The organism is Paenibacillus sp. TY11 (genome assembly GCF_059772165.1).
Genome location: NZ_JCBAIQ010000010.1, coordinates 35538 through 50292 on the forward strand (window position 1 = coordinate 35538; position 14755 = coordinate 50292).

Below are 14755 nucleotides of genomic sequence, written 5' to 3' on the forward strand. Positions count from 1 at the left end.
TTGTTACAACCACTGTATTTAAGTAAGCAACAGTAGATAGGCTTCATCATTGAAGTAAAGTTACACTGAATTCGTATTCGGCTTCATGCTCAACAGCCCTATATTATCTGATCTGACTTAAACTGAAGGAGAGAGAACGAATGAACCCAAAATATAAGCCTCTATTTGAAGCTTTTACCCTGCCATCCGGCGTTACGTTGAAGAACCGTATCACCATGGCCCCTATGACTAACTTTGCTTCCCACGAAAATGGCGAAGTCAGTGACGAAGAGCTGGCATACTACCGTGAACGCTCCGGTGGTGTGGGCGCGGTTATTACAGCTTGTGTGTATGTAACTCCAGATGGCAAAGGCTTTGTCAATGAGTTTGGTGCGGACAAGGATGAAATGATTCCGAGCCTGCGCCGTCTGGCAGATACGATTCATCAGGAGGGCGCGAAAGCGATCCTGCAAATTTATCATGGCGGCCGTCTGTGTCCACCGGATCAAATTCCAGACGGACAACCGATCAGTGCAAGCGCAGTAGCCGAGGAAAAAGAAGGCGCACCTGTGCCGCGTGAAATGACATCCGACGATATCCACCGCGTAATTCGCGCCTATGGCGAAGCGACTCGCCGCGCGATTGAAGCAGGCTATGACGGTGTGGAGCTTCACGGAGCGAATGGTTACCTAGTGCAGCAGTTCTTCTCCCCGCACTCCAACCTTCGTACCGATGAATGGGGAGGAAGTGTCGAAAAACGATTGACCTTCCCGCTGGCGGTTGTTCACGAAGTGAAGAAAGTGATCGCAGAGCATGCGAAGCAGCCATTCATCTTCGGATACCGCTTGTCTCCTGAGGAAGGACACACGCCAGGCATTACGCTGGATGATACGATGGTGCTTGTAGACCGTCTGGCGGATCAAGGGCTGGATTACCTGCACATTTCCGTAAATCATTTCTTCGGTGGTTCGTTCCGTGACCGTAGTGACGAACGGTCACGTACCGTTCTCATCCATGAGAAGGTGGGTAACCGTGTGCCGATTATGGGAGTTGGGTCGCTGAATACACCGGATGAGGCGCTTGCAGCACTGGAGACAGGTGTACCGCTTGTATCGCTGGGACGTCCGCTTCTGATGGAGCCGCAATGGGTTCAGAAAGTGCAAAACGGCACAGAAGATACCATTCGCACGACATTATCCAAGCAAGCCCAGCAGGAGCTAGTCATTCCTGACTACTTGTGGGGTGCCTTGACGACCCTTCCAGGCTGGATGCCTGTTACGGACTAAATTTTGAATGATGGAGATACCCTAGGCTGCTTTTAGGCACCTGGGGTATTTTCTTGTCTCGTGACCGTGAACACAATAATATAGGAATAACAAAGAAAGAAGGTGATGACAATGATACATGAAGCTAATGGTGCGATTTCGATTAAGTCCACCCATCCGGGGCTACAGATTCGACTTTTACAAGTAAGTGATGCAGAACGCTTATTAGAGATCAGACGTGAAAATTTTGACTTTTTCAAACCGTTCGAGCCTGAACGACCTGAAATTTACTTTACGCTGGAAGAACAGGCGCGTCTGATTTCCAACGGTTTGGAAGCTGCACAAGCTGGACAGGGATATACGTTCGGACTTTTTTTGCCGGAAAATGATAAGCTGATCGGCAGAATGGAGCTGTCTGGTGTCGCTAGAGGTCCCTTTCAAAACGCCAATCTGGGCTACTTCGTAGATCCTGCATATCACGGACAAGGCTATGCTACCTCTGCAGTGAAGGATATTGTACGTTACGCCTTGAATGAGTTGGAATTACACCGTATTCAAGCCGGAGTGATGCCAAGAAATACACCTTCCAATCGAGTGATGGAAAAGGCGGGATTTCGACGGGAAGGGCTGGCTCTCAACTATTTGAAGATTAATGGTGTGTGGGAAGATCATGTGTTGTATGCGGTAACGGCTGAGGATTTGCAGAATGGCGCCTTCTAAATTCGCCAGGCGTGACACCCTCCAGTTTTTTGAACACCTTGCCAAAGTATTTTTCATCCTGATACCCGACCATACCAGCGATATGATGAAGACGCAGCTTGTCATTCAACAATAGCAACTTTGCCTTGCCCATCCTGATCTGGCACAAATAGTCGGACAGATTAACCCCGTACTCCTGCTTGAATTTACGAGAGATATATTCCCGACTGAGGTAAAAGCGGCTCGCCATATCCTGTAGAGAAATGTCCTCGTCGTAGTGAGCATCCAGATAGCGGGCGATATCACGGATCGTCGGGTTGTTTGGGCTATGGCTTGGTGTAAGTGCCTGACCGGCTGCCAGCAGTCGGTTTTCGACCTGTTTTTTCCATAAGGGCAGGGAAAGCATGCCGCGGTTGTCGACCGGCAAGGCAGGAATGGAGCCGGGCTCATCTGCCAGTTCCTCGCCTTCGGCATCTCCGGGTCTGTCATTCAGCCAGCGGGCCAGCATCCAATCCAGCTCCTGATTCCAGCTGGCTAGCTGCTCTGCTGTAACCGAAGGCAGCACGGCTACGGCTGCTATCCAGCGGCCTACCGCTATAGACACACGACTGGCATTACAGCTGAGCGCGCTAAGCCGTAGTTCCTCTTCCATCTCAGGCAACTGGGGAAGACGAACGGTTTGCCGTGCCAGAGTATTCTGGTGCATCCAGTCGGTGGCCTGCAACACATCCCGTTTCCACAACGCTTGCCGTGCCTCTTGGTAGGCTGTGGCTGCCGTCACGGGAAAGGCACCGAAAGAGCCAACCCCGATGTGCATGTAGCACCGCAACGCCCTTCTGATCCCTGCGTGAATATCCTGCAAGAGCAGTGGCCAACGAGCTGGCTCGCCCCAATACAGCAGAATAATTTCGTCCATACGCTCCAGATGACGGAATGCAACTCCGGTTTGAGAGGTCACGAGAAATTCGTTGCAGATGTTAATGAGGGAAAAGCTCAAAAGCGCACGGCGCGTTTTATATTTGTCCAGTATATCGGCATCCAGCTGTGTGGTACTCATCACAGCTGCATTACATATCTGAATAGCTGCGGGAAGACGTAGCTCCTCACGTAAGGGCGTAATGGAAAGAGGGGTATTCGCCGTACCGGACACCAGCTCGGTCAAGAGCTTATCAGCATAGTGCGGCCTCATCCGGTTTACTTCGATGGCCTGCATTGTTTGCCTGCGCCGATCTTGCTCCGCTGTTCGCCAAGCCTTAGTGGCTTTGGATAGAGCCTCGTTAATCTCTACCGGGTCTACAGGTTTGAGAATATAGTCCATCCCTCCCCGGCGGATGGCCTGTCGGACTAGATCAAAATCGTCATGGCCGCTCACCACCACAACTCTGGTTGCGGGGGAATTGACCTGAATCCACTCCATCAGGGCCACTCCATCTTTGCCGGGCATCCGCATATCCGTGAGTACAACGGATGGGGAATGGGCGGTAATGATCTCAATCGCCTGATCGCCCGACTCAGCTTCAATCACCTCGGTCACGCCGCAAGCTTCCCAATGTACGAGCATCCGAATGGCATGACGCACATGCTTTTCATCATCCACAATTAGGACTCTCATTGACAGATCACTCTCCCTTAATATGAATTCCGGTCTGAGCTTCGCTACGAATTTCGAGTGTATAACGAACGCCATGAGGTAGAATATTGTCTACGCACAGGGTATTAGAACCATCCTCTGAGTGAAGCTGAATACGCAATAGAACATTCTGAAGACCAATGGAGTCCTGCTCGCTGGTGTTCGGTTCCTCGTAAGCTTTCAGCGGACGTTGTAGCATATGCTGAAGCTGCTCCAATTCGGCCTGTGGAATCGATGTTCCGTTATTTTCCACTTCTATCTTCACAATGCCTTCCCGGATTCGGCAGCCTGTAATGCGAATTTCACCGGGCCCCAGCCGAGGATCGACACCGTGTTTAAAGTAGTTTTCCACCAACGGCTGGAGAATCATTTTCGGAACCCGATCATTCAGGACCTCATCATCCCATTGGTAAGTGACCTCTAATTGCTCGCCGAAGCGTTCCTTTTGCAAATCAAGATATTGTTTTACATGCTCGGCTTCTTCCTTGAGTGTAACGACTGTATGGTCCCGCATGTTATAACGCAGCATTTTGGCAAGGGAAGAGAGCAGTGAATAGATTCGCGGTACCTCATGCTGTAGAGCCAGTGTTCCAATAGATTGTAGCGTATTATATAAAAAATGAGGATTAATCTGTGCTTGAAGCGCTTTCAATTGATGTGTCTTGTTAGCCAGTTCCAGCTTGTATTCCCGTAAAATGAGGTTATTGATGGTATCCATCATCTGTCTGAAGCGGCGCGATAGCACTCCGATCTCATCGTTGCCCATGGCCCGGATGTCTACATCCAGTTGACCGGATTGAATCTGGTTTATGTAGCGAGTCAGCCGCTTAATAGGTTCCGTGATTTTTATCGAAATCCATAATGTGGCAACAATGACGAGTAGCAACGCTGCGCCGGTAATGACCGCATTGATCTGAGTCAGGCGGGTAGCCCGTAAATAAAGCGTACGATGAGGAATCTTCTTGACGAGCGTCCAGCCTGACAGATTGGCATCCAGCTTGCCGTACACGTGCAGTGCCGTATCATCTTCAATCACTCCGTGCTCGCCTTCTTTAGAAGTTCGATTGAGCAGGCCAGATTCCTTCCAGTGTGTTCCAATGGATGCTTCTTTTCCGCTATATATGATCGTTCCGTTTCGATCGATCAAATACAGCTCCTCTGTATCCGCATCATACAATTGACGGCAAATACTGCGCAGCGGCTCCAGACCAACATCTATAGCCAGTACCCCAAGCGTCTCTGAGGAAGGAATGTTTCGAATCGCCCGATGAAGTGTAAACACCTGCCGCTCTGTGCTATGCTCCGCATAGGAAACTGCCGAAAAGCCGTACAAATGCTTCATATGCGAGGCCTGTATGAACAGTCCGGAAGGGCCGTAATGAATAGAACCGGTGAAGGGCTCCAGCCGGAATTCCCGTAGAGGGACCGTGCTGGTAATCAGCGTAGATTGCCCAGCCTCATAAGAATGCAAATACACCTGGTCAATGCCTGACGAAGCATTCATCATCGTTTGCAGCGTGGTGTAAATTTCAGCGACGGCCCGGTAATCATCCGGAATTTTGGCCAGGTTGCGCAGAAAATGAGGGTCGTTATAGACTCCGATGGACGCGCGATTCAATCCCTGTAAATAGTTATCCAGATTCGTAATTCCCTGAAAAATAAGCCGCTCATTTTCTTGTGTGGCCTGCTCCCGCAAGGATTGCTTGGTGAGAATGAAGGTCATGGTCATCGACAGTAGCAGCGGTAGGGTGACTGCAATGAGCAAAAACCAGATCAGGCGGGAACGAATGCTGTGAAATTTCATACAGTTAGCTCCTTTCACAATTTCAAGGCAAGCCAGAGGTCAATATTTTCCCCCCTAATGGTTCACGATCTTACGTGTTCTCCAGAGCGCTTATTCGACATAATGAACATGTGAATTGCACATCCGTACGGCTAAAGCGTGCATGCTGCTTGAAAGGAAGCCGTAGGAAGCGTTCCAGACACCACAGACAACAAAAGGGGGGATCGGTTTGAATCGTGCCAAGTCGTCGCAATGGCTCCAGCAATGGATTTTTGTAGGGCCATCGACGTTATTTTTCGTTATCATTATTGTAATCCCTTTCATGCTCGGAATGTACTATTCTTTTACAGAGTGGAACGGGGTAGCCAATCAGGCGAAGTGGGTCGGGCTGGATAATTTCAGTCACATTTTATGGAATGATGACAAATTTGGGACAGCGTTCTGGTTTACGGTCCGTTTTACGGTGATAGGAGTAGTGGCTGCGAATATTTTTGGCTTTCTGCTGGCGTATTTTCTAACCAAGCCGCTGAAAACAAAAAATGTGCTAAGGACTATTTTTTTCATGCCTAATGTGATCGGAGGTCTGTTGCTCGGATTTATCTGGCAGTTTATTTTCGTCAAGGGATTTGCAGCGATCGGAGAGAGTACGAACTTGTCCTTCTTCAATCTATCCTGGCTGGGAGATGAGATCACGGCCTTCTGGGGCATTGTGATCGTGTTTATCTGGCAAACTGCCGGGTATTTGATGGTTATTTACATCTCTTCCCTGACCAATGTGCCCCGGGATATGCTGGAAGCAGCCGAAATTGACGGAGCGAGCCGGATGCAAATCTTGCGGTCGATTATACTGCCTTTGATCATGCCTGCCGTTACAGTATGTCTTTTCCTGGCGATATCATGGTCGTTTAAAATGTTCGATCTCAATTTGTCACTGACCAAGGGCGGTCCCTTCGGGTCCACAGAGTCGGTTGCACTCAATATTTACAATGAAGCGTTTGTGAATAATCGTTATGGGTTGGGGACGGCTAAAGCACTCATTTTCTTTATCATTGTTGCTCTTGTTACGAGCCTTCAGGTACGACTGACGAAAAGCCGGGAGGTGGAAGCGTAAATGGAAACAAGCAATCGCTACCGCTTTGGAACATGGGCGACCGAGTTGGTGATGATCCTCGTCGCATTGTTATTCCTCGTCCCGTTTTATTTTTTATTCGTGAATTCGGTCAAAAGCTTTGGTGACCTGCTCACCGATTCTGCGGCCTGGCCACAGACCTTTGTATGGAGCAACTATGCCAGAGCATGGAGCATCACGCGTTTTCCTGAAGCTTTATGGAATTCATTTGTAGTTACGGTGGTCAGTAATTTGCTGCTCGTACTGATCAGCTCAATGGCTGCTTACCGAATGGTCCGGCATCCGACGCGTTATAATCGAGTGTTGTTTAGCCTGTTCGTGGCTGCTATGGTCATTCCTTTTCAATCTGTGATGATTCCTTTGGTCAAGGTTGTAAGTACGCTGGATTTAATGAACAGCATTAGTGGTCTGGTAATCTGTTATCTGGGATTCGGAGCCCCTATGTCCATCTTTCTCTTTCACGGGTTCGTCAAAGGTGTGCCGGTCGAGGTGGAAGAAGCAGCTACAGTGGACGGCTGTTCGCCATACGGAGTGTTTTTCCGGATTGTGTATCCGTTGATGCTGCCGATGATGGTAACTGTTATTATTTTAAATACGCTCTGGATCTGGAATGACTATCTCCTGCCTTCTCTGGTGCTGCAAAAGGCTGAACTGCGCACGATTCCAATTGCTACCTATGCCTTTTTCGGACAATACACGAAGCAGTGGGATTTGGCATTGCCTGCACTGGTGCTGGGCATCTTGCCAGTCATCGTGTTCTTTCTGGCCATGCAAAAATATATTATTCAAGGTATTATGGCTGGTTCGGTCAAAGGTTGAGTGTGGCGATGAGCTCGAAAATGTACACGGTGTGCCACTCCGCAAACGGATGGTGCTTACCATCGCTGTTGCCTCCAGATTCCCCTGAATAAACGAATAAAGGTGAGAATCTAGAGACAAAGGCGAGCGCTATCGCTTGTTCAGCACCATTCCGTTTGCTCCGTTTCCACATGAATTTTTCGAGTTCATCTGATATGAATTTAGAATAGAAAGGAACATAAATATGAAAACGCATACTTTTAAAAAGAAAGCCCAAGCACTGATTTTGCTTCTCGCGGCCTTTGCCCTGGTTTTGGCAGGTTGTAACAGCAGTGGTGGACAAAATGCAGGCAAAGAGGAAGTGAAGGAAAAAACAATTCACATTTTTCAGTTCAAGGTAGAGATTGCTGAAGCGTTAAATCGTATGAAGGCGGAATATGAAGCGACTCATCCGGGGATCAAGCTCGATATTCAGACCGTGGGCGGGGGCAGTGACTATGGGGCGGCGTTAAAGGCGAAGTTCGCCTCCGGGGAGCAACCGGATATTTTTAACGTAGGAGGTTACCGCGAGCTGGATACGTGGCTGGAATATCTGGAGGACCTGTCTGACCAGCCTTGGGTCGGCGATGTGGTCGATGTCGCCAAAGAGCCGATGACCAAGGACGGAAAGTTGTACGGTCAGCCGATGAATCTGGAAGGGTATGGCTTTATTTATAACAAGGATTTGTTCAAGAAGGCGGGGATTACGGAAACCCCTAAAACATTGTCCGAGCTGGAGGGGGCTGCCCAGAAGCTCCAAGCCGCAGGGATTACACCATTTTCTAATGGATATCAGGAATTTTGGGTGCTGGGCAATCATTTGCTGAACGTGGCATTTGCCAATCAGCCGGACCCCTCGGCCTTCGTCAAGGGACTGAATGATGGAACAGCGAAGATTCCGGGCAACGCTGTATTCGCCGAGTGGATTAAGCTGTTCGATCTGACGTTGAAGTATGGTAGTTCGAAGCCGCTGACGACCGATTACAATACGCAGGTAACGAACTTTGCCACTGGCAAGGCTGCCATGATGCAGCAAGGGAACTGGACTCAGGTCCAAATTGACGGGATTAATCCGAAGCTGAATCTCGGTATTCTGCCTATGCCGATTGGTGAAGATGCAGCAGCCGGAGATAAGCTGTTTGTAGGTGTCGCCAATAACTGGGTCGTTAATAAAAATTCGTCTGTCAAAGCCGAGGCGAAGGAGTTCTTAAACTGGATGGTGACATCCGAGCAGGGTAAAAAGTATATCACCAAGGAATTTAAGTTTATTCCAGCGTTCAAGAGCATCAAAGGGGCAGAGGCCGATATGGGCCAACTGGGTGCCGAAGTAGTGAAATACAGTCAGGACAATAAACTGCTGGGCTGGTTCTTTAGCCGCTATCCTGAAGGAGCACAGCAGGAATTCGGAAGTCAGATGCAAGCCTATGTGGCAGGTAAATCGGATGCTGGGAAGCTATTCGAGGATTTCCAGAGAACATGGGATAATTTGAAGACCAAATAATGAACAAAAGCACGCGATACAGCCTTCGTATTTCAGGAAGATTGCATGATCCTGAAATACGAAGGCTTTTCTGTAAACAAATTTATATAGGCTGAACTCGAAAAATGTACATAAAAACGGAGTAGGCGGAATGGTGCTGTACAAGCGAAGCACCATCCGTCTGCGCAGTGGCACGATATGAAACTTTCAAGTTCGGCTTATATATGATAATGAAGCAGAGCAATATCCCCGCGGCGCTCTATTTCTTTAAGTTCAAATGTACTTGGCAGCGTTCCTTCTGGAAATAACGGTATTCCTTGTCCAAGCACTTTGGGAATGATCGCAATGATAGCCTTCTCCAGTAGTCCCGCTTGCATGAAGGCCTGAACTAACTGGCCTCCACCTACTAGCCATACCGCACCTTCCGATTGTTCTTGTAGACGTGGAACCAGTTCAGTCAGGGCTTCGTCCGTAAACGTAACATGCGGTGCTTGCTGTTGCTCCGTTAATGATCGTGTGAGCACATAACAAGGCTTGCCAGCATAAGGGAAGTCATCTGAGAGCTTCAACACTTCCTCATACGTCAGCCTGCCCATCAGCACTGTGCCTACGGTGTCGTAAAAGTCGGCATATCCATTGTCTCCGCCATCCCCCTTGACATCATGCAGCCAGTCCACCGAGCCGTCCGGCAAAGCTATATACCCGTCGAGACTCATGGCAATATACAGTACTAGTTCGTTTGATTTCAAATCCTTCATAGTGTATCACTCCTTTCTATCTCCTATGTTACAATATATTTATGACATACTTTGTCGTAGTTAAACGGTCGTTTAAATTTAACTTTTGATTAGAGGAGTACCTTATGAACGAACGCAGAATTGCTCTTATGAGGATATTGGATTCCCGAAAAAAATATACGGCGCGTGAGCTGTCCGAACGATTTGGCGTCTCCGTCAGGACGATACAAAGAGATCTCGACTATTTGCAGCAGACCGGGTTCCCCCTTTATACCGAAACGGGTCCTCATGGTGGGTACCGGGCACTGCCCAATCGGCTTCTTCCTCCCCTTCATCTTGCCCGCGACGAGGCCCTTGGTCTTTTTCTCATGCTGCAACTGCTGGAAGACATTCCAGATATCCCTTTTGGATCGGTTCGTGGGCATTTATCCGAGCATTATTATGCTGAGCTTCCACAGGATGTGCAGGACAGCATCGATCAATTAAAGGATTACATTTCTTTTCGTATGATACCCACTCATGCAGACTCGCCCTACACCTCGCTCATTTTGGAGGCTGCGCTGAATAAGCGACGGGTGAACATGCATTACCGCTCTGTTTCCGGAGAAAAGTGGACCAAAGTATATCCGATAGGGCTGTATTTTGATCACGGATATTGGTATATGCCAGCGCATAGCAGAGACCGCATTATTTTGTACCGTTCAGATCGGGTGATCGCAATGGCGATGCTAGAAGAAACCTTGGACAGCCTTCCCACACTTCAGGAATGGTTGGCTTCGGAGGATTCCCGTATAGGAATTCCGTCAAAAATAAAATTTACCGCATGGGGTGCCAGGCTGGCCGAATCAGATGCCCTCTTCCAAAATGTTTCCCATCAGGAAGGGCAGGGTCAGGAATGGCAGGGACATATTCCGATTGAAGAGTTTAGATATGTATCCCGACTTCTGTTAAAATACGGGCCAGAGGCCGAGGTCGTATACCCGAAAGAGCTGCGTATGCGAGTCAAGCAACTGTTGCAAGACAGCCTGAATCCTTATCTGAAAGATGATAAAGCGGATGATGAACAAAAAGAGAATTGATCCTATAGATGGAGTCTCTTATTTATAGTTAACCGCATGAATATTTATAGTTAACCGCATGAATATTAAAGGTTATTAACTTATGACTTTCCATTTATTTTTGTGATAAAGTTTTGAAAAGAGCCCGTTTTCGTATATGATGAAGAGTAATAATTCAAAAGGCTGGACGGGAGACAGATATGAATCAACCGCTTTATGGAATATGGCTCGGAGATGTGTTTTTTTGCTTTTCTGGTGAGACGTCGGAACCACGTATAGATGCGTGGAGCAGTGTGATCCGCAGGCTGACGCTAAAGGGAGACCTTCGGCCGTTTCGGCAGGCTGCGTTGCGTCTTGCTGAGGTACGGATACCGAACACTGCTCGTGTGGAAACCGCGGGCAGAGGTGGCAAAAGACGTTCCATGCTGGGGCGCACATTGGAGGGTTTGGCGCTGGAACCGCGCGAGACGATGGCTCTGCTGATCCGCATGGACGAGAAGGGCTGTGCGGCATCGGGCATTACGCTGGGCGAGGAAATGCAATATTGGCAAAAGGCCGCTTATTTTGCCCTGGAACTGATGCAGCGGGGCGAAATTGCGCCGTCGCTTACAGAGGCGCGTCCATCGGGACCGCGCCGTCGTGGCCCGGAAGCGGCAGTCGGGGTGTGGATTCCTCGGATGTGCCAAGAGGAGGACATACGCCGCTTTCATGAGCTGGCTGCTGCGATGCCAGCCGTTTGTATGGCAGCTCCGGCCGTTTTCGCGGGCAAGGAGCCGGAAACACGCGAGGATGCAGCTGGAATCGTGCTGTATTCCTTCTTGTGTGCGGTCATCCATGCGGAAACGACCGCGGTGCTGGCAGCATCAGACCGTGAGTTGGGCCGTTATCGAGCAGAGTATCGGCGCGGAGGATCGCCGCTGGCGGAGCTGTGGTGGAACAGTCTGCTGACAGGTTCCCGCCCGGTGGCGATTCAGGGAACGCCCGCGGAAATGGAGGAGCTGGTTCTTCAAGCGTCCTCTCTTGAGGGAAGCGCGATGCCTGTCACGGAACGAGAAGACAAGGAACCGATAGAAGGGCAACTGCGGTTGTGCCTTCGTTTGGAACCTTCTCTGGAAGAGAGTGTAAAGGAATGGCGCATTACCTTTTGGGCAGAAAGTGATGCTGAGCCAGGGTTGCGACTGCCTGCGCTGGCGCTGTGGGCACATCCTGAACGTGATCTGGTTCGCGGCGGACTTGTGTACCGTCAAGTGCAGGCACAACTGCTGACGAGGCTCGGACAAGCGGCTGAAGCGGCACCCATATTGCAAGACGCATTGAACCGCCCTTATCCCGAGGGGCTGACACTGGAGCCGGAGCTGTTCTTCCGCTTCCTGACGGAAGCCGTACCCGCTTTGCAAAAGCACGGTATCACCGTGCAAATGCCTTCACGCTGGAGCCGGGAGGGTCGAAGACGTGCAGGTTTGCGGCTCAAAATGCGTTCGACAGAGCAGGGGGCAAAGCCAGATGGTGTGATCGCCGATACATCGTCGGTCGGCATTAACCGCATGATTTCGTTTGATGCCGAGGCTGTACTTGGCAATACCACCTTGACGATGGAGGAACTGGAAAGCATCGTCGCGGCCAATTTGCCGTATGTACGTCTCGGAGGGGAATGGATCGAGGTCGATCCCAAGGAAATTCGTCAGGTGCTGCGCTTTATCAAGCGCGGGGAAAACGGTGAGATGAGCTTGTCCGAATGGATGCATCTGGCTGCGGAAAATGAAAGTGCAGGCGAGGCCTCATGGAAGGGCTTGTCCATCTTTGGTGCGGAATCCGCCGGATTGCTTGCGTCTTTGGCTGAGGGCGGCGTACTCCGTTCCGTAGAGCCGCGGCCTGTGCCGGAGACGCTGCACGGTGCATTACGGCCCTATCAAGAGCGCGGCTTTCAATGGCTGGCTGCGATGCGCGGATTGGGCTTTGGCGTCTGCCTTGCGGACGACATGGGGCTTGGTAAAACGATTCAGGTCATCACCTGCCTGCTCGACGGTGGCATCGGCGCAGATGATCAACGTCCGGCGTTGATCATCTGTCCGACGTCCTTGCTCGGCAACTGGCAGCGGGAGTTGAAGCGCTTTTCACCGGATTTGTCGCTTTATATTCACCATGGCAACCAGCGACTCCACGGGGAGCTGTTTCAAGAAAGTGTACGTGAGTATGATATCGTCCTCACTACCTACCATTTGGCGGGCCGGGACGGCAGCGATTTATCCGCGGTCTATTGGTCTTCTATCGTGTTGGATGAGGCGCAATATATAAAAAATGCACGAACAAAGCAGGCACAAAGCGTCATGAAGCTGTCTGCTCCACACCGGATTGCCATGACAGGTACTCCGGTAGAGAATCGGTTGAGCGAGCTGTGGTCTATTTTTCAATTCCTGAACCCAGGTTACCTCGGTACGGCGTCTTCGTTCCGCCAGCGTTACAGTCTGGCGGGAGAGGAGCGGGGGTCCGCGTTGCGTGAGCTTCATCGCCTCGTCTCCCCGTTCATGCTGCGTCGACTCAAAAGCGACCCAGATATACGCAAGGATTTGCCGGAGAAGCTGGAGTTGAAATCCTATTGTGTACTGACACCAGAGCAGGCCGGATTGTATCGCGGCGTGGTGGATCAATTATTGGGAACTCTGGATGGGCAGATCGGTATGGCCCGTAAAGGGCTCGTTCTGTCCTCATTGACTAAGTTGAAGCAAATCTGTGACCATCCGGGTCTGATCATTCCGGCCCGGGCTGATAGCGGTAAAACCGAAAACTCGGGCAAAATGGAGCGACTGCTGGAATTGGTAGAGACGATTCGCGAGAACGGCGAATCGGCGCTGATTTTCACCCAATATGTGTCGATGGGAGAATTGCTGGTGTCTCGTTTGGCCAAAATCTTCGGGGAAGAGCCGTATTTTCTGCATGGAGGACTGGCAAAAACCAGACGGGACGAAATTGTTCACAACTTCCAGCAGGGAGAAGGGCCGAATATATTCGTACTTTCCCTGCGTGCAGGCGGCGTGGGTCTGAATCTGACGCGTGCCAGCCATGTCATTCACTATGACCGCTGGTGGAATCCTGCGGTAGAAAATCAGGCGACGGACCGGGTATTCCGTATTGGTCAAAGCCGCAATGTACAAGTGCATAAGCTGATTTGCCAAGGTACGCTGGAGGAGCGGATCGACGAGCTGATCGAGAGTAAAAAGGCACTTTCGGAGCAGGTTGTCGGCTCCGGAGAACATTGGCTCACCGAAATGTCTGATGATGAACTGCGCAGTCTGATTGCGTTGCAAAATGATGTATGGATTGAGTGAGCAGAGAAAGGATGAAGGCGATGACGAGGCCGCGAGTGAAGCTGAAAGTAACTGACGGTCAATGGATAGCGGAATTAGACGTAAATGAACTGGAAGGCGGATCGACGGGTGTACCTTCCGCACATGCTGTCCAATGGACTGGCCCAGTGCCTGTAATGAACCCCGAACAGCGGAAGGCATGGTTGGAACAGTTAAAAGCGGATCCTTTGGACATATACCGTTTCTTGCAAGGGGAAACCTGCCTATCGCTGGATGAGATCGTTCAGATAGCAGCTGAGACAGCTACTTCCAGCATGGAGAATGGCGTGGGTGCAGTCGACGATGTGAAGAAAGCTCTTCAGACCGGGCTGGAAAGCGAGCCACAGAACTGTCTGGAGCTGATCGGAATGACGCGGGAAGAGCTGCTGGAGTACGTATTCAGTGCTTGGGCTGGGGAATTATCCCACGTGCAGGGAACATCCCCCGCGCTTGAGCCTACCTCGCGGACGGAGGGCGGACGCAGCGGATCGGCAGCGATTAGCGAATGGATTGCAGAATCTGCTGCTGAAGGGGCATTGCACCGTCCCGGTGCAGGCTTTCATGCGATTGAGATTCGTCTGCCGCAGAAGCTTACTTCCAAGAATGAAGCGGATATTACGTCTTTGCTGCCGGGTTTACCTCGTGCGGAAGAGGCATTGAAACTCATACGTGAACGGGTAGCCGAGCGGGCCCGGGCTGCAATCCCGCAAAAACGTCATACTCCGTAACAATTCGGGTATATGCTTCCTTTTTCGAGTCTATTCACCTTCATCGAACGGGATAACGGCTTCGAAGAGTGTCAAAAGTTCAGTTA

The 14755-nt window shown here is 50.4% G+C and carries 11 protein-coding genes; 8 read left to right on the forward strand and 3 right to left on the reverse strand.

Features of this window, described 5'->3' with window-relative positions; all coding sequences use genetic code 11:
• The first annotated feature begins 140 nt into the window (after positions 1-140).
• Positions 141-1265, forward strand: coding sequence for an NADH-dependent flavin oxidoreductase (locus AC6EJC_RS13015; RefSeq protein WP_444954313.1), 1125 nt, complete (start codon positions 141-143; stop codon positions 1263-1265).
• Positions 1266-1376: 111 nt separating this feature from the next.
• Complete coding sequence (locus AC6EJC_RS13020; RefSeq protein ID WP_444954314.1) at positions 1377-1964, forward strand: GNAT family N-acetyltransferase; 588 nt, start codon at positions 1377-1379, stop codon at positions 1962-1964.
• Here AC6EJC_RS13020 and AC6EJC_RS13025 read toward each other — a convergent pair.
• Together AC6EJC_RS13025 and AC6EJC_RS13030 are read right to left on the reverse strand one after the other, a co-directional pair.
• Complete coding sequence (locus AC6EJC_RS13025) at positions 1894-3555, reverse strand: response regulator (protein ID WP_444954315.1); 1662 nt, start codon at positions 3553-3555, stop codon at positions 1894-1896. The two genes, AC6EJC_RS13020 and AC6EJC_RS13025, sit on opposite strands and share 71 nt — an antisense overlap.
• 7 nt (positions 3556-3562) lie before the next feature.
• On the reverse strand, positions 3563-5377 hold the full coding sequence (locus tag AC6EJC_RS13030; protein ID WP_444954316.1) for a sensor histidine kinase: 1815 nt from the start codon (positions 5375-5377) through the stop codon (positions 3563-3565).
• 208 nt (positions 5378-5585) lie between these two features.
• Here AC6EJC_RS13030 and AC6EJC_RS13035 point away from each other — a divergent pair, with 208 nt between their 5' ends.
• From AC6EJC_RS13035 to AC6EJC_RS13045, 3 genes are all read left to right on the forward strand, one after another.
• Positions 5586-6467 (forward strand): carbohydrate ABC transporter permease, encoded by an 882-nt coding sequence (locus AC6EJC_RS13035; RefSeq protein ID WP_444954317.1) that lies wholly within the window; start codon positions 5586-5588, stop codon positions 6465-6467.
• Positions 6468-7304: a carbohydrate ABC transporter permease gene (locus AC6EJC_RS13040; protein WP_444954318.1), complete on the forward strand. Its 837-nt coding sequence runs from the start codon at positions 6468-6470 to the stop codon at positions 7302-7304.
• A 223-nt stretch (positions 7305-7527) separates the two neighbouring features.
• Positions 7528-8823 (forward strand): ABC transporter substrate-binding protein, encoded by a 1296-nt coding sequence (locus AC6EJC_RS13045; protein ID WP_444954319.1) that lies wholly within the window; start codon positions 7528-7530, stop codon positions 8821-8823.
• 197 nt (positions 8824-9020) lie between these two features.
• On the opposite strand, the gene AC6EJC_RS13050 is transcribed toward AC6EJC_RS13045, so the two are convergent.
• Entirely contained in the window at positions 9021-9560 is a 540-nt protein-coding gene (locus AC6EJC_RS13050; RefSeq protein WP_444954320.1) for a dihydrofolate reductase family protein, read from the reverse strand.
• Between the two features lie 104 nt (positions 9561-9664).
• On the opposite strand from AC6EJC_RS13050, the gene AC6EJC_RS13055 reads away from it, so the two are divergent.
• The 3 genes from AC6EJC_RS13055 to AC6EJC_RS13065 all read left to right on the forward strand — a co-directional run bounded on the left by AC6EJC_RS13055 (position 9665) and on the right by AC6EJC_RS13065 (position 14669).
• A complete protein-coding gene (locus AC6EJC_RS13055) occupies positions 9665-10618 on the forward strand; it encodes a helix-turn-helix transcriptional regulator (protein ID WP_444954321.1) in 954 nt (317 codons plus the stop codon).
• 179 nt (positions 10619-10797) lie between these two features.
• Positions 10798-13923, forward strand: coding sequence for a DEAD/DEAH box helicase (locus tag AC6EJC_RS13060; protein ID WP_444954322.1), 3126 nt, complete (start codon positions 10798-10800; stop codon positions 13921-13923).
• Between the two features lie 20 nt (positions 13924-13943).
• Positions 13944-14669, forward strand: coding sequence for a phosphoribosylglycinamide synthetase (locus AC6EJC_RS13065; RefSeq protein ID WP_444954323.1), 726 nt, complete (start codon positions 13944-13946; stop codon positions 14667-14669).
• Positions 14670-14755 lie beyond the last annotated feature (86 nt).